This is a genomic window from Mycobacterium sp. 663a-19, from assembly GCF_035616495.1.
In the GTDB taxonomy this organism is placed as follows: domain Bacteria; phylum Actinomycetota; class Actinomycetes; order Mycobacteriales; family Mycobacteriaceae; genus Mycobacterium.
This window is the reverse complement of the sequence record NZ_JAPJAV010000001.1, coordinates 179532-197917: the sequence shown is the minus strand read 5'-3', so window position 1 is coordinate 197917 and position 18386 is coordinate 179532. Positions and strand designations below refer to the sequence as shown.

Below are 18386 nucleotides of genomic sequence, written 5' to 3'. Positions count from 1 at the left end.
GAGCGGTGCGAGGCGGCAAGCGTGTGGATTTGCGATGGTAGGTGCATGACTCAGGGGCGTATCGCGGTCCCGGGCGGGAACGTCTGGTTCAACCGCGTCGGCGGCGGGGCCGGTCTCCCGCTGCTCGTGGTTCACGGCGGGCCGGGTTTACCGCACAACTACTTGCGGGCGCTGGAACGCTTGGCCGACGAGCGCGAGGTCATCTTCTGGGACCAACTCGGCTGCGGGAACTCCGAATCCCCTTCCGACCCAGAGCTTTGGACGATGGAACGCTCGGTGGCCGAAATGGACGCCGTGGTCCGAGCCTTGGGGCTGAACCGCTTTCACGTCTTCGGCAACTCGTGGGGCGGGATGCTCGCGCAACAATATGTGCTAGACGTGACGTCGGGAGCCGTCAGCCTCACCATCTCGAACAGCATCGCGTCCATACCGCAATTCGCACAGATGGTCGCCCGGTTGAAGTCCGAGCTGGACCCGGCGACCCAATCCGCCATCGACCGTCACGAGGCCGCCGGCACCACGCACGCGGCCGACTATCAGGCGGCGATCAGGACGTGGAACGAAACCTATCTGTGCCGGGTCCGTCCCTGGCCCAGAGAACTCGAGGAAGCGTTCCGGAACATGGGAGCCGAGGTCTTCGAAACGATGTTCGGGCCCAGCGACTTTCACATCGTCGGGACCATCCGCAGCTGGGACGTGTTCGACCGGCTATCAGAAATCGCCTTGCCGACGTTGGTGCTTGCGGGCAGGTTCGACGAGTGCGTGCCCGAACACGCGTGGGAAATCCACCGGCGCATAGCGGGTTCGCAATTCGAGTTGTTCGAGTCGAGCGCCCACATGCCGTTCATCGAGGAGCCGGACCGGTTCGATCAGGTGATGCGCGAGTTCCTGCGCCCGCATGACTGATCAGTTCTTGCCCGCCGCCAGCTTGGTGACGATCGACCGGAAGTCCTCGGTTACGAACGACTGGCTTTCGGCCGACAGCGCATAGTCCAGGCTGGCCAGGACCGCCCGCTCCAGATGGATGTTGAGCACCCGCTTGGTGCTTTCCACGGCTTGCTGGGGTAGCTCGAGAATCTTTTTGGCGCAAGCAATTGCCTCCGCGACCGGGTCGGCTACCACGTGGTTGGCCAGGCCGAGTTCGACGGCGCGCTGCGCGCCGATCCGGGTGCCGGTCAGCGCGTACTCCTTGGCCAGCAGCAGGCTGATGTGCAGCGGCCAGGTCAGCGGTCCCCCGTCGGCGGCCACCAAACCCACCTGCACGTGCGGGTCGGCGAGGTAGGCGTCTTCGGCGATGTAGACGATGTCGCTCAGCGCGACCAGGCTGCAGCCCAGCCCGACGGCCGGGCCATTCACCGCGGCCACCACCGGAATTCGGCACCGCGCCATGCCCAGCACGATCTCGCGGCCGTCCCGGATGGTCTTGGCGCGCAGATCGGCGTCGGCCGACAGTTCCTTGAGATACGAGAAATCGCCGCCGGCCGAAAACGCTCTGCCGGCCCCGGTGATCACCGCGGCGCGGGCCGTGTGGTCGTCGGTCAGCCGCTGCCACAGCCGCGCGAGCCCTACGTGCAGGTCGTCGTTGACGGAGTTGAGCGAGTCGGGCCGGTTCAGCGTGATGATGCGCAGTGCACCGTCGGCACGGACGTCGATTTCGGCTGGCATGTGGTACATTCAGACTCCCAATCCCAGGATTCGCGAAGCGATGATGTTCTTCTGTATCTGTGATGTCCCGCCCATGACGCTCTGCGCACGACTGTACAAATAGGCGCTGAGCAGATCGGGATCGCGGGTGCCCGTGACGGCCAGCGCGGCGTGCCCCACGGATTGTTCGACCCAGGTCATCAGCAGCTTGTCGAGCGAGCCCTCGGGCCCGTGCGACACCCCGTCCAGTTGTTCGGATAGTCGCCGCCGGACGTGATGCGTCAGCATCTCCGACCCGACGGCCGCCCACGCCAGCTCGTCGGGCACCGGGCCGTCGTTGCGCGCCAACAACTCTCGGACGAGCTTGCCGTATCTGGCCGCGTAGCCCAGCGTGGATGGCTCGCGCTCGTGCCCGACGACGGTCATGGCGACCGCCCAGCCGTCACCGGGAGCGCCGACCATCCGATCCGCCGGCACGGCTGCGCCGTCGAAGAACACCTGGCCGAATTCGTTGGTGACCCCGTTCATCATGCGCAGCGGGCGCTGTTGCACGCCAGGCTGTTTCATCGCGATCACGAACGCCGAAATGCCGCGGTGGCGTTTGGCCTCCGGGTCGGTGCGGGCCAGCAGCAAACACCAGTCCGCGACGTCGGAGTAGCTGGTCCAGATCTTGTGCCCGTGCACCACGTAGTTGTCGCCGTCACGGGTGGCGGTGGTGGTCAGCGAGGCCAGATCCGATCCGGCTCCCGGCTCGCTGAAACCCTGACACCAGCGCTCGGTGCCGCTGATGATGCCGGGCAGGAAGCGCTTGCGCAGCTCGTCGCTGCCGTGCCTGCCGATGCCGTGTACCAGATAGCCGACGCTGGGGCGCGGCGGGGCACCGGCGCGCACCAGCTCCTCGTCGACGATGACGTCGTACACCGGCGGCAGGTCCTGCCCGCCCCAGTCGCGGGGCCAGGACAGGCCGAAGAAGCCACCCTCGTAGAGGGCGCGATGCCAGTCGGCCATGCGCACCCAATACTCGTCACCGGAGCCGGCAAACTCCTTGGCGTGCACGGAAAGCCACGATCGCAGCCGCTCCCGGAAAGCGGCCTCCTGGTCTGAGTCACGAAAGTCCAAGGTCGATCTCCTTCAGCGTTACCGGCCACAGCTCGGTCGATGTCAACGCGCGCCGCAGGTAGACGTGCACCACGCACTCCCAGGTATTGCCGATGCCGCCATGCACCTGCACGGCAGTCTCGCAGACGGTTCGGGTGGCGCGCGCGCAATAGACCTTTGCGACCTGAGCGGCTCGAATGGCTTCGGCGGGCGTCAGCTCGTCTACCGCCCACGCGGCATGGCGCAACACGCTCACCGAACCTTCAATCAGGGCAAGGCTTTCGGCCAACAAATGGGCGATGGCCTGGTAGGAGCCGATCTGCTTGCCGTACTGCTCGCGGATCTTCGCGTAGTCGACCGCGACGGCATGGGCGCCCCGGGCGATTCCGACCAGGTCCGCCGTCGTGGTGACCAGCGCCAGCGCGCGCCACCGCGCGGCGACGTCGGCGGATACCTCACCGAGCGTCACCGGCGACCCCGCCGTGCTCGCCTCGGCGCGGGTCAAGTCGGCTCCGGTCCGGACATCACCGACATCGGCCGCGAGGATCGTAGTGTTAGAGAGCGAGAGGGCGCGCTGAGCGCCCCGGGCGTCGATCACCCGGTCGTCCACTGCGACGGTCAAGCCCTCGCTCTCGGCACCGAGGTACCGCGCCAGATCGTCGGCCAGCATCGGTCCGAGGAACGGTGCGTCGACGAGTCGGCGGCCGAATTCCTCGGCGACGATGGCAACTTCGACGCCGGATGCCCCGTCGGATCGCAACTCTCGCCAGCCGGTCATCTCAATCTGCTTGTCCAACCGCGTGATTCGACTCTGGTCATCGAGATCCTGCACCGCCCCGGGGCCCAGGTCGTCGGCCAGCTTGGCGGCGGCGTCACGCAGTTGCCGCTGTTCAGCTGTCAGACGTACATCCATAGCGCTCCTTCAGCACTCGCCGCAGCACCTTGCCCGAGGGCAGGCGAGGGATATCGGGCACGAACACGATCCGGCTCAGGTGTTTGTAGGACGCTAGCCTCTCGTCCACGCTGGCGATGAGGTCGGCGGCATCAACCGGTGCGCGCGCCGCCACCGCGGCGACGATCGCTTCGCCGTTGATCCCGTCGGGAACCCCGAACACCGCGCAATCCTCGACGGCGGGATGGCCGTGCAGCACCGTCTCGATCTCGGCCGGCGCGACCTGAAAGCCGCGCACCTTGATCATCTCCTTGAGACGATCGGTGATCCGCAGCCAGCCGTCGGCGTCGAGCCAGCCGACGTCCCCGGTCCGGTACCAGCCGTCGCACATCGCCTCGCCGGTCGCCTCGTCCGGCAGATAGCCGGCCATCAGCGACATCGATCGCGCGTGGATCTCGCCGACCTCGCCCGCGCCCACCGGCTGGCCGGTCTCCAGCGAGACCACCCGCAGGTCGACACCCGGCACGGGGCGCCCGACCGCGTCGAGGCGGGCCCCGTCGAGCGGATTGCACGCGATGACGGGCAGCTCCGTGGTCCCGTACGCGGGCACCCACCCGACGCCGGTCCGCCGGGTCACGGCCTCGGCGACGTTGGCGCTGACCGGCGTCGCGCCCCACATGATGAAGCGCAGCGAGGACAGGTCGTAGGACTCGAGGCCGGGATGCGAGGCGATGGCCAGCGCGATGGGGGCGACCGCCATTTCGATTGTGATGCGGTCGCTTTCGATGTGGCGCAGGATCTGATCGATGTCGAAGCGGCGATGCAACCGCATCCACGCGCGAATCTGCAGGGCCGTGAGGATGTTGAGCAGGCCCAGGATGTGTGAGGGCGGCGTCGCGATCTGGATGCGGTCGTCCCGGGTCAGCCGCAGCGCGTCGCGCCACTGCTGCATCGCCACGCCCAACGACGCGTGGGTGTGCCGGACGGCCTTCGGCAGGCCGGTGGTGCCGGAGCTGAAGACGAGGACCGCGTCGCCCTTCGGCGGCACCGAACACGACGTCGGCTCCGCGGCGGCGACGGGTTCGTCGAGGTGCAACATCGGCATCAAACCGGCCAGCACGGGATGGTCCCCGACGGCGTGGGCCGGACCGGTCAGCGCCAGCGCATGGTCGACCTCGTGGCGCTTCCACGCCGGGCTGATCAGCACCGCCACCGCGCCCAGCCGCCAGATCGCGAGCAGGGCGGCGACGAATTCCGGCCGGTTGGACGCCATCAGCGCAACTCGCTCACCTGCAGCGACGTTGATCCGATCCAGGGTTCGGGCCAGCCCGGCGGCCAGCGCATCGAGCTGCGGCAGGGTGAATCGCCGTTCCTCGAACACGAGCGCGGGCGGCTCGGTCACGTCCCGTCCTTCCAGCAGTCTGGCGTGAGAAGATGCTATCGCCTAGCGAGAATAGTATTCTCTATACTGAAGAACGCAAGTACGGAAGGGGGCGGTCATGGTGGCGGTCACCCGGACCATCGAGGAGACCCGACGGGTGACAGATCCGGTAAACGGCGCCGAGGCCGGCACGGTGACGATCCACCTCGATCGTAAGAAGGTGTCGGTCCCGCTGGTGCCCGGCGAGACGTTGTTGGAAACCGCGCGACGGGCCGGCCTGGAGCCGCCGTTCAGCTGCGAGGCCGGCAACTGCGGCACCTGCATGGCCAGGCTCGAGGAGGGCCACGTGACCATGCGCGTGAACGACGCCCTCGACGAAGACGAGGTGGCCGAGGGCTACATTCTGACGTGCCAGGGCGTGCCCGACTCGGATTCGATCACGGTGCGCTACGAGTAGTCACAGGAGAGGCGGCGACGATGGCCAAGGGAATCATGCTCGTGGAGAGTGTGCCCAGTTCGCCCGATCGCGAGCAGGAGTACAACACCTGGTACGACGAAGTTCACATACCCGAGCTGCTGACGCTCGACGGAATCGTCGCGGCGCGCCGGCTGCGTCCGGTCGACGGGCAGGGTCCGTATGTCGCCATCTACGAGCTCGAGGGCGACGACCTGCAGGCCATCTTGGACAACATGATCGCCAACGCCGGCCAGCTGCACATGTCCGACGCCCTGCAGCTGGATCCGGCGCCGATCCCGCGACTGCTCGAGGTGACAACCGAGCAGCGCGGCTAGGGTGTGAGCTGGTGGCTTCGAGCGTGAGCTCACGGCTTCGAAAGTGAACTGGCGGCGGCATTTTCGACGATTTCGACGCCCTGGATGCACGCTCGAAGCCCGGTGTTCACAGTCGAACGGTCAGCCGTCGCTCAGCTCCGGCGGCGGACGGTATTCGGGCTGATAGCCGGAGACGTTGATCGGACTGCCGACAAGACGGAAATCGCCCGCCGTCACAACCGCTTCCGGTGTCGCCTTCAACGCCTCGGGCAGCGTCCTTACGGCCGCCGCGGGAACGCCGAGCGGACGCAGCCGTCGTTCCCAGCCGGCCGCGCTGTCGGTCGCCAGCATCGCCGTGACGACGGCAAGCACCTCGTCGCGGCGGGCCACCCGCTCCGCCATGGTCTCGAAACCGCCGATGCCCGCCTCGGCGGCAAAGGACTTCCAGAAGCCGTCGTGCGTGATGAACAGCGCCAGGTATCCGTCGGCGGTCGGAAACAGCTGAGCCGGCACGTAATACGAGTGCGCGCCGTGCGGCCGCCGCTGCGGCTCGACACCGTCGTTGAGGTAGGCGGAGGCGTGATAGTTCAGCTGCGACAGCATCACGTCGCGCAGCGACACATCCACCTGTCCGCCGGTACCGGAGATGATCTTGGCCAAAAGCCCCAACGCCGCGCACATTCCGGTGGAGTTGTCGGCCGACGAGTACCCCGGCAGCGTCGGCGGGCCGTCCGGGTCGCCGGTCAGCGCGGCGGTGCCGACGCCCGCCTGCACCACGTAGTCGAACGCCGGGTCGTCGCCGCCGTGCAGGCCGAAGCCGGTGATCGCCACGCAGACGATCCGCTCGTTGTGCCGCCGCAACGCGTCATAGGTGAGGCCCAGCCGGCGGATCGCCGACGGTTTCAGGTTCACCAGCAGCGCGTGGGATTGCGACACCAGGTCGCCCAGGTGTTGCTGTCCGCTTTGCGAATTCAGGTCCAGACAGATGCTGGACTTGTTGCGGTTCAGGCTGGCGAAGTAGCTGGGGCCGACGCCGCGGGAGATCTCGCCGCCGCGGGGCTCGATCTTGGTGACGTCGGCGCCGAGATCGGCGAGCAGCATGGTGGCGTACGGGCCGGCCAGCATGGTGCCGACCTCGAGGATCCGTATCCCCGCCAGCGGTCCGCCGCCCGTCACCGCAACTCCGTCGCGAGCGCGGCGATCATCTCACGGGTTCGACGCTTGGAGGCGACGAGCTCGTCCCGGTTGTCGCCGATGGGCAGCAGCCGCACCGACAGATCGGTCACGCCGGCGTCGGCGAATCGTCGCATCCGGGCCAGGATCTCCCCCTCGTCGCCGGCCGCACATAGATCGCCGACATCGCGGGCATCGCCGCGTTCGAGCAGGCGCTGGTAGTTGGGCGACACCTCCGCCTCCCCCAGGATGCGGTTGGCCCGCTCCTTGGCCTCGTCGACTTGTGCAGGCGCACACAGGCATACCGGGATACCCGCGACGATCCGCGGCGCGGGGCGCCCCGCATCCGCGGCGGCTTTGGTGATCTTCGGCGCGATGTGATCACCGATCGCGCGCTCGTCGGCCATCCACAACACGGTACCGTCGGCGAGTTCACCGGCAAGCTGCAGCATCACCGGCCCCAGCGCGGCGACCAGCACCGGCATCGGGGTGTCGGCACCGATCGCCAGCGGATTGTGCACCGTGAACGAATCGTTCTCGACGTCAACCGCTCCCGGGCCGGCGATGGCGGCGTTGAGCACCTGCAGGTAGTCGCGGGTGTAGGCGGCCGGCCTGTCATAGGGCAGGCCGAGCATGTCCCGGACGATCCAGTGGTGCGAGGGCCCGACGCCCAGCGCCAACCGTCCACCGGTCACCGCATGCGTCGAGAGCGCTTGGCGCGCAAGGGCGATCGGATGCTGGGCCTGCAGGGGCACCACCGCGGTACCGAGCTCGATACGCGAGCTGTGCGCGGCCATCAGCGACACCATGGTCAGGCAGTCGAAGTCGTCGGGCACCTGCGGCATCCACGCGGTGTCCAGACCCGCGGATTCGGCCCATTCGATATCGGAGGCCAGCTTGTGCACCTTGCGAGCCATATCGCCGCGCTCGGCGCCGATCATCACTCCGATGCGCACGTTTCCTCTGTTTCTGTCATTGGTTCGGGATCGCCGGTCAGCGCGCGGATCTCGCGCACCAGCGTGTCGAGCGGTGTCCCGGTGGGGAATACCGCGGCGGCACCGGCCGATAGCAGCTTGGGCACGTCGGCGTGCGGGATGGTTCCGCCGACGACGACGGCGATGTCGGCGGCGTCGGCCGCGCGCAGCGCCTCGATGGTGCGCGTGGTCAGCGTCAGGTGAGCACCCGACAGGATGCTCAAGCCCACCACGGCGACGTCTTCCTGGACCGCGATCGACGCGATGTCTTCGATGCGCTGCCGGATACCGGTGTAGATGACCTCGAAGCCGGCGTCGCGCAGGGTGCGGGCGACGATCTTGGCGCCCCTGTCGTGCCCGTCGAGGCCGGGCTTGGCCACCAGAACCCGAACGGCCATCTAAAACACCACCGGTTGCTGGAATTCGCCCCACACCGCTTTGAGCGCGGAAACCATCTCACCGACGGTGCAGTAGGCGTTGGCGCAGTCGATCAGCTTGTGCATCAGGTTATCGGTTCCCTCGGCGGCGCGCGAAAGCGCGTCCAGGCTGGACTTCACTGCGGCCGAATCCCTTTCAGCCTTCACCTTCGAGAGGCGCTTGAGTTGCAGATCACGCCCCTCGGCGTCGAGCTCGTAGGTGTCGACATCGTGGTGCGGCTCTTCGGTCACGAACCGGTTGACCCCGACGACGGGGCGGGTGCCGGCCTCGACGTCCTGGTGCATCCGGAAGGCTTCGTCGGCGATCAGGCCCTGCAGGTAGCCGTCCTCGATCGCGGAGACCATGCCGCCGTGCCGCTCGAGGTCGTCCATGATCTCGATGATGCGGGCCTCGGTGGAGTCGGTGAGGGCTTCGACGAAGTAGGAGCCGCCGAGCGGATCGGCGACGCTGGCCACGCCGCTTTCGTAGGCCAGGATCTGCTGGGTGCGCAGCGCCAGCGTGGTGGATTCCTCGGTGGGCAACGCGAACGGCTCGTCCCAGGCCGCGGTGAACATCGACTGGACGCCACCGAGCACCGCCGCCATCGCCTCGTAGGCCACGCGCACCACGTTGTTGTGCGCCTGCGGCGCATACAGCGATGCCCCGCCGCACACGCAGCCGAAGCGGAACATCGACGCCTTGTCCGTCGTCGCACCGTAGCGTTCCCGCACGATTGTCGCCCAACGTCGCCGCCCCGCACGATATTTGGCGATCTCTTCGAAGAAGTCGCCGTGGGTATAGAAGAAGAACGAGATCTGCGGCGCGAACTGATCGATGGTCATCCGGCCGCGTTCCACCACGGTGTCGCAATAGGTGACGCCGTCGGCCAGGGTGAACGCCATCTCCTGAACGGCGTTGGCCCCGGCGTCGCGGAAATGCGCCCCGGCGACCGAGATGGCGTTGAACCTCGGGACCTCGGCGGCGCAGAACTCGATGGTGTCGGCGATCAGCCGCAGGGACGGCTCCGGCGGCCAGATCCAGGTCCCGCGCGACGCGTACTCCTTGAGGATGTCGTTCTGGATGGTCCCGGTGAGCTTCGCCCGCGGTATGCCTTTCCGCTCGGCCGCCGCGACGTAGAACGCCAGCAGGATCGCCGCGGTGCCGTTGATCGTCATGCTCGTGCTGATCTTGTCCAGCGGGATGCCGTCGAACAGGATCTCGGCGTCGGCCAGCGAGTCCACGGCGACACCGACCCGCCCGACCTCCTCGCCGAACTCGGGGTCGTCGGAGTCGTAGCCGCACTGGGTGGGCAGGTCGAGCGCGACCGACAGTCCCGTGCCCCCTTGTTCGAGGAGGTATCGGTACCGCCGATTGGATTCCTCGGGGGTGCCGAAGCCGGAGTACTGCCGGAACGTCCACAACTTACCCCGGTACCCGGACGCGAAGTTGCCGCGCGTGAAGGGAAACTCTCCGGGCGGTGGAGGTTCCGCGCCTATATCCGCCGGCCCGTACACGGGGCGCAGCGGGATGCCCGATGGGGTCTGCGGCGCGTTATCCATCGATGAATAACGTACTTGCAAAAAAAGAGAATGCCAATACCACGGTGCTGACCTGGGTAAATGGACGTACGTGCGGCGGGTTGTCGCCGAGGATTGCTGGGTGCCCTCTAAGCTGCTGGGCGCGAGGGCCGAAACGACGCGGAGGTCGACATGACGGTTTCCCGGCCATCGGCGGCGGACATCGACGCCGCGGCCGACCACTTCGGCTTCCACCTCGATGCGGGCGCTCGCCGGGAGTACCTGGCGGTGGTAGACCACATGCTGAGGTCCTACGACGCCGTCGACGAGCTGTACGACAAGTTCGCGCGCCCGCGGGCCCCCGAACGCACCTACCGGCTCCCGGAGCCCCCCGACAACCCCCTCGGCGCCTGGTACGTCACCGCCGAGATCGCCTCCGGCGCCGACGGGCCGCTGGCGGGCAGGACGGTGGCGATCAAGGACAACATCGCGGTCGCCGGCATCCCGATGATGAACGGGTCACGCGCGGTGGAGGGTTTCGTCCCCAGCCGCGACGCGACCGTCGTCGAGCGGCTGCTTGCCGCCGGGGCGACCATCGCGGGCAAGAGCGTCTGCGAGGACCTGTGCGCCTCGGGGTCCAGCTTCACCTCCGCCTCCGGCCCGGTGCGCAACCCGTGGGACACCGCCCGGGAAACCGGCGGGTCGTCCAGTGGCAGCGCCGCGCTCGTCGCCGCCGGCGCGGTCGACCTGGCCCTCGGCGGCGACCAGGGCGGGTCGATCCGGATCCCGGCGGCGCTGTGCGGGGTCGTCGGGCACAAGCCGACCCACGGGCTGGTGCCCTACACGGGCGCGTTCCCGATCGAGCGGACCATCGATCACCTCGGTCCGCTGACGCGCACGGTCGCCGACGCCGCGCTTGTGCTCACGGTGCTCGGCGGGCCCGACGGCCACGACCCGCGCCAGGGCGTGGAGGCGGCCACGGTGGACTACGGCGCCGCGCTGACGGGTGACGTGGCCGGGCTGCGGGTGGGCATTGTCACCGAGGGCTTCGGGCAGCCCGGCTCGATGCCGGAGGTGGACGACCTGGTGCGGACGGCCGCGCAGCGATTCACCGAGATCGGTTGCGCCGTCGGCGAAATCAGCGTGCCCTGGCACCGCCACGCCATCGACGTCTTCACCGTCATCTTCACCGACGGCACCACCTACCAGATGCTGGACGGCAACGCGTACGGCCTCGGCGCGGACGGCCTCTACGACCCGGAACTCATGGCGCACTTCGCAAAACGACGCATCGCGACGGCCGATCAGTGCGCCAACACGGTCAAGGCGACGGCGCTTTGCGGGCACTACGGCCTGAGAACGCTTGCCGGCGTGTCCTATGCGAAGGCACGCAATCTGCTGCCGCGGGTGCGCGCCGCCTACGATGTGGCGCTCGACCGATACGACGTGCTGGCGATGCCCACCGTGCCCGGCACGGCCGACACGCTGCCCACGGGCAACCCGCAGGACGTCGCGCTGCTCGATCGCGCCCTGGGCAAGGCGTTCAACACCGCGCCCATCGACATCACGGGACACCCCGCGATCTCGGTGCCCGCCGGCCTGGTCGACGGCCTACCCGCCGGAATGATGCTCGTGGGCAAGCGATTCGACGACGCGACCGTGCTGAGGATGGCCGACGCGTTCGAATCCCTCTGCGAGGGTTTCCCCCTCGCACCTAACGCGACCCCGTAAGGCTATGCCCGGCACAGTATTTCGCCGTGCGGGATCGCCAGCCAGCCGTCCGGGGCCGTCGCCCAGGCCCGCCACGCCGTCGAGATCTTGTCGAGCTGCCCGGCAGTCGCGAGGCCCAGCCGCAACAGGTCGCGCGCCAGGTCGGAGTGCAGGATCCGGTCGGCCCACATCCCGCCCCACCAGTCGCGGGTCTCGGCCGTCGCGTAGCACCATAGGCTGCCCGTCGGCGTGACGTCGTCGAATCCCGCCTCGAGGGCCCACGACAACAGCCGCCGGCCCGCATCCGGTTCGCCGCCGTTGGCGCGAGCAGCCCGCCCGTAGAGGTCGCGCCAAAGATCCAGTTCCGGCAGCAGCGGAAACCAGATGAATCCGGCGTAGTCGGCATCGCGGGCCGCCACCGTTCCGCCCGGGCGACACACCCGGCGCGCCTCGCGCAGCGCGGCTACCGGATCGGCGACGTGCTGCAGCACCTGGTGAGCGTGAACGACATCGAATGTGTCGTCGGCAAAGTCGAGGTTGTGCATGTCGGCGGTGGCGAACGAGACGTTGGACAGGCCGCGCCGCTCGACCTCGGCGCGCGCGACGTCGAGGACGCCGGCGGATTGGTCGACGGCCATCACGCGGCCGGGCGCGACACGGGCGGCGAGGTCCGCGGTGATCGTCCCGGGCCCGCAGCCGATGTCGAGCACCGATGATCCCGGCATCAGGTGGGGCAGCAGGTAGGCCGCGGAGTCCTCCGCCGTGCGGCGCTGATGGCCGCGCAGCACCGATTCGTGATGCCCGTGCGTGTAGGTGGCCGGACGCCCGTCGCTCATGGTGTCGAAGCCTACTGGCGGTGATCGCTAGTCGACCGGGACGTTGAGGATCGGGCGGTCGGCGCCGGCGCCGAGACCGTCGAAATGCCACCACTCCCCGGAGTACGGGGTCAAACCGCCATACTTCATGGCGTCCCGCAGCCGCGCCCGGTTCGCCTGGGCGTCGGCGCTTACCCCCTGGGTGGCGAAAGCCGTTGCGCGCGGGGAGAAGTCGTCGAAGTCGGTGCCCATGTCGGCCAGGCACAACCCGTCGGCTTGCCGCTCGGGCGGGCACTGCTGTTGCACGCTGGTGAAGGTCACGTCGACCGAGCGCCCCGACTCGTGGCTGTGCGCATACGGGCCCGGACGGGCGACCCAGGCCGGGTTGGGGACCACGTTGAACATCCTGACCTGAACGTCGTGGGGCCGGTAACAGTCCCAGAACACCATCAGGTGGCCCTGGGGGCGCAGCGCGGTGGCGGCCGTCGCGAGGCCCGAGGCCATGGATTGGTGCACGAGGCATCGGGCGTCGGACGGATACAACTGGGTGTGGGTGAAGTTGTTCGTGGTCGCATAGCGCAGGTCGATCACGGCATCGGGAACCACGGTCCGAACGTCGACGAATCCGGCCGCACGCGCCGCGTCGCTGACCGGCGGCACGTTGGGGTCGGCCTGCGCGGCCGCGGCACCCGAAACCGCGACCAGACCCGCCGCGGACACGAACAGACTGAACCGCCGCAAGCGACACATTCGACCATTGTCCCGGTTGGCTACTTCCGGATCGCATCAGCCACACCGATCACTGCGAAACTTCCGCTGAGTGCTTCTGCAAAGCGCCCGGCGACCTGGCATTGCGCCCACTGCCGCCTCCGTCCGCTGAACGCCTGACATCCGCGGGGTAGGGAGTGCTGGATTTCGCTGCGCCCCAAGTGCTTTGCGTGCGCCGCGCGGCGCGCCGGCAGGTACACGATTCCGCTACACTGGCCCGGTCCACTACTGCTAGAGATCGAGTGGGTGGCTCCACCGGAGACGTTGGAAGCGGGCGAATCCGCGGTCGGCACTGATCCAGGTCGCGTTGTTCTCAAGCGCATAGGCGGCGAGATAGGCGTCGGTGATGTCGTTGCCGCGCGCGTCGATGTCTCCCGCAAGCCGGCGAAACAGCGGCCAATGGCGCTCGCCGGGGCGAAGCTGTACGGCGGCAGGGGCCGTTAGCAGCGCGTCGATGGCCTGCCATACCTCCGGCGAGCTGGTCGGCTTGTTGAAAATCCGACGGGCGGTCATTACTCGCGCGAAGCCGCTGAGGACGGCGTCGGGCAGGCCAAGCGGTTCATCCTCGTTGGCGAGCCGCTCCAGTAACGGCCGGTACTTCGCATGCTCAGGAAGGTCCGCCCGGTGCGCATAGACGAGGACATTCACGTCAACGCAGAGCATCGAACGGCACGCCCTCGTCCATCGCCTCCGCGATCGCAGCGTTAGAGGTGAGATCCACGCCGGGGCGAAGTCCTCCCGCTCCCGTCGGCCGGACCGTGTACCTACGCCCGGACGCGCGGTCCGCCGGGTTGAGGCCGCGTCGGACTGCGTCCTCGAGGACGGCGGCCACGGTCCGTCCCGAGCGGGCGGCCCTCGCCTTCACCTCGCGGTACAGGTCGTCGTCGATGCGGATCGTCGTCCTCATGTTGGCATCTTAGCATCAGTGCCTGATGTTAAGATGTGTCGAGGAGGCATCAACACCTGAACCGAGCACGCAAGGTCAGCGCAAGTAATTAAGTAGTAGTCCTGCGGGGTTCCGCGGCGGCCGAATGCGCTCAGGGCACAACCGTTGGACGGCGTACGAGACTAGGTAGTTCCCAAGCCCTTCGGTGCCGGCGTTTTCCGCACGCGTCGATGCGCGACCGCCTGGCGCGCGAGGGAATCGGCGGAGGTCCGTGATCGTGGTGGCCAGGGGCGGGATCGAACCGCCGACCTTCCGCTTTTCAGGTGGATGGAACGGCCGCTGGCCTGCGGTTTAATGACTCCCATACGTCAAATACGCCGCGCTGAGCGCGTCTGACGCAGGCTGCTCGTCCGGCGATCGGACACAGACCGGACACGGTGACAGCACTCCCGACAAGGGACCCTTCATCGCCCGTCACTCAGTGATGCGCGCTGGGGGCTCCCGGGGAGCAGGTACCCGATGCCCGGCATCACGAGGTCGAGCGCGCATTCAACGAGCTCGATTGCGGAGCGACTCACCCTTCGGCCGGACACAACCCGAACGGCCAGCCGGAACACGGACGGAGCGGCGGACGCCGGTAGACCGCGAGTGCCCGAGGCCGGCAAGGCCGCAGGGCGCGAGAGCGGTAGCGGTCGGTCGGACGGCGGGAGCGGCGTAGACCGTGTTCCGGCTGGGACCAACGGGCTTGTTATATGCGCCAAAAGTGTCCGCGACACCGTCGACGGCATTGTTGATGCGGAACTGTCGGCCTCGGATGCCTTGGGGCTGCGGTTCCCGAGGCCCAACATGGTGGCCTCGGCAGCGGCGCTGTTCGAACCGGCCGAACCATGGGCGCATGGACGGGACCGGCTGGATGTCGAACCTGAGTGCGGGCGATTCCGGATCACGATCGGCCCGGGCGTCGTCCGTCTCGGCTGGACCAATCCCGTTCGCGCGGAGAAGGCATCTGAGCGGACCGTGGGCCAGCACATGCAGGACGTAGCGGGCGAGGTAGACCGCATAAAGGCCGGTCGTGATGTGCCTGACCCGTCGGGCCGTGCGATCACCGAATGGTCCCGCAAGTCGCGTGCGGCGATGTGCCGCACCTTCGCCGAGCTGGACTACACGCCGATGGTGGAAAGCGGACGGGTACCCGCGATGGTCACGCTGACCTACCCCGGCGACTGGGAATCGGTCGCACCCGATGGAGCCAGCGTAAAGCGACATATGATGCTGTGGCGCAAACGATTTCAGCGCGAATGGGGTGAACCAGCGCGCTACATCTGGAAGATGGAATTTCAACGCCGCGGCGCACCACACATTCACCTATGGATGGCTCCCCCGTATACCGTCGGTCGATCAGGCCGTAGGTTCAGCGAATGGTTGTCGCAGGAATGGGCGGAAGTCGTCGCCCATCCCGACCCTGAACAACGCACACGCCACTTGCGCGCCGGTACGGCTATCGACAGCCTCAACGGATTGCGTGCTTGCGACCCCAAACGCTTGGCGATCTACTTCACGAAGCACTCATCACCGAATAGATTGGGCGACAAGGAATACCAGCACATCGTTCCGGAGGCCTGGCGGCGGCCGGGCCGCGGACCGGGTCGCTTTTGGGGGGTCCACGGGTTGGAACGAGCAACCGCAGTCGTTGAGATCGCCCAGGACGCATACCTGACGGCCCGAAGGATCATCCGTCGGTGGTCTCGCTCACAGGCCATTCATAGCGATTGCACCCACTGCTTCCCCACCGCACTCGTTCCGCGAATGACCCGCGTCGCAGTTCAACGAACAAACTCCAAGACTGGCAAAGTACGCCACCGCAACGTCTGTCGGAGGCGACTTCTCTGCCGCCAAGGCGGCTTCGCGGGTGGCTACGCCCTTGTGAACGACGGACCAGCGTTCGCATCCCAGCTCGCGGCAGCGTTATCGGCGGATCGGGCGAAGGCGGTGCGCGACGAACAACTCGCGGGCCGTAAGTGATCTAACGCAATTCACCTCTGACCGTCGCATTGCAGCAACCGGCTACATACGCTTAGCACGTGACCATCGAACTGTCGCCGCGCCTGCCGGATGGTGAGCGGCCGAGGAATCATCAGGAATTGGCCGCTGAGCAGATGGACCTGGACAACGTGATCAACGAGCTACTCCTGCGGCTGGAGGATCATAAATATCGTTGGGAGCTTTATGAATTCGGACTTTCCGACACTGAAGAGCGACGTCAGGTGCACACAGTCATTGAGCAGCTGCGGCTGGCGGTGCATACGGGTGGGCCAGCCGTACTTCATCCGCTGCGTCACGCGCTGTCTGTAGCTCACTCCGACGACCCCGCGTCGCCTGGATGCTCCGGATAGTCCGAGTCGCGGGCCATGCTCAGCTGCGCACTACCGTCCACGCGGTGCGGGGGACGGCTAGCGCGGTCGTAAACCGACAAAAACGAGGTCGTGAATTGTTCTGGCAATTCGATCTTCGTCGAGCGCATCGTCAAGCACTAGGTAGGTCAGTGCGCTGGTCGTGACGGCACCGAATAGCGCGATCGCGGCAACTGCTGGGTTGTCGAGGGTCACGAGTGAGCCGTCGCCGGCGCCAGCGCGAAGTAACGTCTCGACGGGTGCGAAGTATGCGGCGCTGATCATGTCGGCGATGACGGGCATGCGGGCGGCGCGGCCCAGTTCCCCGATGAGAGCGCGGCAGACGGCGGGTCTCTGTGCCATCACGCGCAGCTGGGCACTGATGACTGCGTGCAGGCGCTGAGCGGCGGAGCCTTCTGCCTCCACGACTGCGGCGACCTCGTGCGCGACTTGCTGTAGGACGTCTTCGAGGAGGAAGGCGAGTATTTCCTCTTTGCCGGCGAAGTAGTAGTAAAGGGTGGCCTTGGCGATGCCGGTGGTGGCGGCGACGTCTTCGATCTTGGTGTCGTTGAGCCCGCGGTCTGCGAAAAGTGCCGCCGCCGGCGGCAGGCGGTCGGCAATTTTTCGCGGAACCTCGCGCATTGACGCTCCTCTCGGTTGGACTTACAGTCTAAACTACTGGATTAGACAGCCGTATAATTAGATTCACAGCGGTAGGAGCTCAGATGACGACGGTGCAACTTCGCTACGACCCGTTCGATGCGACGATTCAGGACGATCTCTACCCCATCTACCGGCAGCTGCGCGACAAAGCCCCGCTGTATCGCGCAGCCGATTCCAACACGTGGGTTTTCAGTCGCCACGAAGATGTCGTCAGCGCGCTGCTTGACCATCACACCTACTCATCCGTGGACGGCATATTTCCAACTCCACCGGGCTCAGATTTCCACGCATCGTTCTTGCCCATGATGATTTTGATGGATCCCCCGCGACACGATCAGCTGCGCGCGTTGGTAAGCAAGGCGTTCACCCCGCGGCGCATCGCGGCGTTAAGTAGTGGGATTGAGGACCTGGCGGAGGATTTATCAGATTGCCTTGACCGGGGCGCAGGGTCGGTTGACTTTGCCGCCGACTTTGCCGCCGTCCTGCCGGCCATGGTGATCGCTGATTTGCTCGGCATTCCTCGCGAGGACCGCGCACAGTTTCGGCAGTGGTCAACCACGATGGTCCAGTCCAATCCGGCGCGCGGTGAGATGGGCGAGGGGCTGGCCGCGGCTGCGGCCGTCTATGCCTACTTCACCGACTTCCTCGCCGAGCGTCGACGCGAACCGCGCGGCGACTTGATGTCGGCCTTGGTGTCCGCCGAGATCGACGGAAAGCGTCTTACTGACGAGGACCTCCTTGGCTTTTGCCTGTTGCTGCTCATCGCAGGCCATGAGACCACCTCGAACCTGCTCAGCAACGCCGCAGTAGTGCTTGCGAGCGATCCCGACATTCGCCGACGACTAGTCGCCGATGACAACTTGCTTGGTCCCGCAGTTGAGGAGCTCCTCCGGTATGACTCACCGGTGCAAGGACTTTCACGAACTCTGACCCGCGACGTCACGCTGCATGGCGTCACGATGTCCGTCGGTGATTCAGTGCTGCTGTTGTTCGGCTCGGCTAACCGTGACGAACGAGTGTTTGCTGATCCCGACGTGTTCGATATCGGGCGCAAACCCGAACATCAAGTGGCGTTCGGCCGAGGTATCCACTTCTGTCTCGGTGCGTCATTAGCGCGGATGGAGGCCCGGATAGCGTTGCGCGCCCTGCTGGCCCGAGTGCCCAACTGGGAAGTCGACCTAGAGAACGCGCAGCGCCTGCGGTCGGGCCTCATCCGGGGCTATATGTCTTTGCCTATCTCGTGGTCGGCAAATTAGCCGAACTGCGCGTCAGGCAGAGCGGCTGGGG

At 66.9% G+C, this 18386-nt stretch carries 20 protein-coding genes and 1 tRNA gene; 7 read left to right on the top strand and 14 right to left on the bottom strand.

Annotated features, from left to right (window positions below):
• Positions 1-45 precede the first annotated feature (45 nt).
• Complete coding sequence (locus tag OQ968_RS01035) at positions 46-906, top strand: proline iminopeptidase-family hydrolase (protein ID WP_324673780.1); 861 nt, start codon at positions 46-48, stop codon at positions 904-906.
• On the opposite strand, the gene OQ968_RS01030 is transcribed toward OQ968_RS01035, so the two are convergent.
• From OQ968_RS01030 to OQ968_RS01015, 4 genes are read right to left on the bottom strand one after another with little or no spacing between them, the layout of a single operon-like run.
• Positions 907-1674: an enoyl-CoA hydratase/isomerase family protein gene (locus OQ968_RS01030; RefSeq protein ID WP_324673778.1), complete on the bottom strand. Its 768-nt coding sequence runs from the start codon at positions 1672-1674 to the stop codon at positions 907-909.
• On the bottom strand, positions 1675-2763 hold the full coding sequence (locus tag OQ968_RS01025; protein WP_324673777.1) for an acyl-CoA dehydrogenase family protein: 1089 nt from the start codon (positions 2761-2763) through the stop codon (positions 1675-1677). It abuts the gene before it with no gap.
• Positions 2750-3655 (bottom strand): acyl-CoA dehydrogenase family protein, encoded by a 906-nt coding sequence (locus tag OQ968_RS01020; protein ID WP_324673775.1) that lies wholly within the window; start codon positions 3653-3655, stop codon positions 2750-2752. Before OQ968_RS01020 ends, OQ968_RS01025 begins: the two co-directional genes overlap by 14 nt.
• Positions 3633-5036: a class I adenylate-forming enzyme family protein gene (locus OQ968_RS01015; protein WP_324673773.1), complete on the bottom strand. Its 1404-nt coding sequence runs from the start codon at positions 5034-5036 to the stop codon at positions 3633-3635. The genes OQ968_RS01020 and OQ968_RS01015 overlap by 23 nt, the downstream gene beginning before the upstream one ends.
• A 100-nt stretch (positions 5037-5136) precedes the next feature.
• On the opposite strand from OQ968_RS01015, the gene OQ968_RS01010 reads away from it, so the two are divergent.
• Complete coding sequence (locus tag OQ968_RS01010; protein ID WP_324674988.1) at positions 5137-5472, top strand: 2Fe-2S iron-sulfur cluster-binding protein; 336 nt, start codon at positions 5137-5139, stop codon at positions 5470-5472.
• A 20-nt stretch (positions 5473-5492) separates the two neighbouring features.
• The gene (locus OQ968_RS01005; protein WP_324673772.1) at positions 5493-5807 is read left to right on the top strand and encodes a hypothetical protein; all 315 of its coding nucleotides are present in this window, start codon (positions 5493-5495) and stop codon (positions 5805-5807) included.
• Positions 5808-5927: 120 nt separating this feature from the next.
• Here OQ968_RS01005 and OQ968_RS01000 read toward each other — a convergent pair whose 3' ends face one another.
• From OQ968_RS01000 to OQ968_RS00985, 4 genes are read right to left on the bottom strand one after another with little or no spacing between them, the layout of a single operon-like run.
• Positions 5928-6962 carry a CaiB/BaiF CoA transferase family protein gene (locus tag OQ968_RS01000; RefSeq protein ID WP_420715803.1) on the bottom strand — a complete coding sequence of 345 codons (1035 nt, stop codon included), beginning with the start codon at positions 6960-6962 and terminating at the stop codon, positions 5928-5930.
• Positions 6959-7915, bottom strand: a complete 957-nt coding sequence (locus OQ968_RS00995) for an LLM class F420-dependent oxidoreductase (RefSeq protein WP_324673770.1) — start codon at positions 7913-7915, stop codon at positions 6959-6961. The genes OQ968_RS01000 and OQ968_RS00995 overlap by 4 nt, the downstream gene beginning before the upstream one ends.
• Positions 7900-8331 (bottom strand): cobalamin-dependent protein, encoded by a 432-nt coding sequence (locus OQ968_RS00990; RefSeq protein ID WP_324673768.1) that lies wholly within the window; start codon positions 8329-8331, stop codon positions 7900-7902. The genes OQ968_RS00995 and OQ968_RS00990 overlap by 16 nt, the downstream gene beginning before the upstream one ends.
• Positions 8332-9909 (bottom strand): methylmalonyl-CoA mutase family protein, encoded by a 1578-nt coding sequence (locus OQ968_RS00985; RefSeq protein WP_324673767.1) that lies wholly within the window; start codon positions 9907-9909, stop codon positions 8332-8334.
• A 150-nt stretch (positions 9910-10059) separates the two neighbouring features.
• Here OQ968_RS00985 and OQ968_RS00980 point away from each other — a divergent pair, with 150 nt between their 5' ends.
• Positions 10060-11598: an amidase gene (locus OQ968_RS00980; protein ID WP_324673765.1), complete on the top strand. Its 1539-nt coding sequence runs from the start codon at positions 10060-10062 to the stop codon at positions 11596-11598.
• Between the two features lie 2 nt (positions 11599-11600).
• Here OQ968_RS00980 and OQ968_RS00975 read toward each other — a convergent pair whose 3' ends face one another.
• From OQ968_RS00975 to OQ968_RS00955, 5 genes are all read right to left on the bottom strand, one after another.
• Positions 11601-12413: a class I SAM-dependent methyltransferase gene (locus tag OQ968_RS00975; protein ID WP_324673763.1), complete on the bottom strand. Its 813-nt coding sequence runs from the start codon at positions 12411-12413 to the stop codon at positions 11601-11603.
• A gap of 27 nt (positions 12414-12440) precedes the next feature.
• Entirely contained in the window at positions 12441-13112 is a 672-nt protein-coding gene (locus OQ968_RS00970; RefSeq protein ID WP_420715817.1) for a M15 family metallopeptidase, read from the bottom strand.
• A 279-nt stretch (positions 13113-13391) separates the two neighbouring features.
• Positions 13392-13823, bottom strand: a complete 432-nt coding sequence (locus OQ968_RS00965) for a type II toxin-antitoxin system VapC family toxin (RefSeq protein ID WP_324673760.1) — start codon at positions 13821-13823, stop codon at positions 13392-13394.
• Positions 13810-14067, bottom strand: coding sequence for a ribbon-helix-helix domain-containing protein (locus OQ968_RS00960; RefSeq protein WP_324673759.1), 258 nt, complete (start codon positions 14065-14067; stop codon positions 13810-13812). The genes OQ968_RS00965 and OQ968_RS00960 overlap by 14 nt, the downstream gene beginning before the upstream one ends.
• A 257-nt stretch (positions 14068-14324) precedes the next feature.
• Positions 14325-14392 (bottom strand) — tRNA-Phe (locus OQ968_RS00955).
• A gap of 302 nt (positions 14393-14694) precedes the next feature.
• Here OQ968_RS00955 and OQ968_RS00950 point away from each other — a divergent pair.
• Together OQ968_RS00950 and OQ968_RS00945 are read left to right on the top strand one after the other, a co-directional pair.
• A complete protein-coding gene (locus tag OQ968_RS00950; RefSeq protein ID WP_224097131.1) occupies positions 14695-16068 on the top strand; it encodes a rolling circle replication-associated protein in 1374 nt (457 codons plus the stop codon).
• 59 nt (positions 16069-16127) lie between these two features.
• On the top strand, positions 16128-16439 hold the full coding sequence (locus tag OQ968_RS00945) for a hypothetical protein (protein ID WP_131806047.1): 312 nt from the start codon (positions 16128-16130) through the stop codon (positions 16437-16439).
• A 57-nt stretch (positions 16440-16496) separates the two neighbouring features.
• Here OQ968_RS00945 and OQ968_RS00940 read toward each other — a convergent pair whose 3' ends face one another.
• Positions 16497-17078, bottom strand: coding sequence for a TetR/AcrR family transcriptional regulator (locus tag OQ968_RS00940; protein WP_014710943.1), 582 nt, complete (start codon positions 17076-17078; stop codon positions 16497-16499).
• Positions 17079-17161: 83 nt separating this feature from the next.
• On the opposite strand from OQ968_RS00940, the gene OQ968_RS00935 reads away from it, so the two are divergent.
• The gene (locus tag OQ968_RS00935; RefSeq protein ID WP_014710942.1) at positions 17162-18355 is read left to right on the top strand and encodes a cytochrome P450; all 1194 of its coding nucleotides are present in this window, start codon (positions 17162-17164) and stop codon (positions 18353-18355) included.
• Positions 18356-18386: the final 31 nt, after the last annotated feature.

Excerpts from the sequence above, each read along its gene's own strand:
- OQ968_RS01035 (WP_324673780.1), top strand. The coding sequence starts at position 46 with ATGACTCAGGGGCGTATCGCGGTCCCGGGCGGGAACGTCTGGTTCAAC.
- OQ968_RS01030 (WP_324673778.1), bottom strand. The coding sequence starts at position 1,674 with ATGTACCACATGCCAGCCGAAATCGACGTCCGTGCCGACGGTGCACTG.
- OQ968_RS01020 (WP_324673775.1), bottom strand. The coding sequence starts at position 3,655 with ATGGATGTACGTCTGACAGCTGAACAGCGGCAACTGCGTGACGCCGCC.
- OQ968_RS01005 (WP_324673772.1), top strand. The coding sequence starts at position 5,493 with ATGGCCAAGGGAATCATGCTCGTGGAGAGTGTGCCCAGTTCGCCCGAT.
- OQ968_RS00990 (WP_324673768.1), bottom strand. The coding sequence starts at position 8,331 with ATGGCCGTTCGGGTTCTGGTGGCCAAGCCCGGCCTCGACGGGCACGAC.
- OQ968_RS00985 (WP_324673767.1), bottom strand. The coding sequence starts at position 9,909 with ATGGATAACGCGCCGCAGACCCCATCGGGCATCCCGCTGCGCCCCGTG.
- OQ968_RS00980 (WP_324673765.1), top strand. The coding sequence starts at position 10,060 with ATGACGGTTTCCCGGCCATCGGCGGCGGACATCGACGCCGCGGCCGAC.
- OQ968_RS00975 (WP_324673763.1), bottom strand. The coding sequence starts at position 12,413 with ATGAGCGACGGGCGTCCGGCCACCTACACGCACGGGCATCACGAATCG.
- OQ968_RS00965 (WP_324673760.1), bottom strand. The coding sequence starts at position 13,823 with ATGCTCTGCGTTGACGTGAATGTCCTCGTCTATGCGCACCGGGCGGAC.
- OQ968_RS00960 (WP_324673759.1), bottom strand. The coding sequence starts at position 14,067 with ATGAGGACGACGATCCGCATCGACGACGACCTGTACCGCGAGGTGAAG.
- OQ968_RS00940 (WP_014710943.1), bottom strand. The coding sequence starts at position 17,078 with ATGCGCGAGGTTCCGCGAAAAATTGCCGACCGCCTGCCGCCGGCGGCG.
- OQ968_RS00935 (WP_014710942.1), top strand. The coding sequence starts at position 17,162 with ATGACGACGGTGCAACTTCGCTACGACCCGTTCGATGCGACGATTCAG.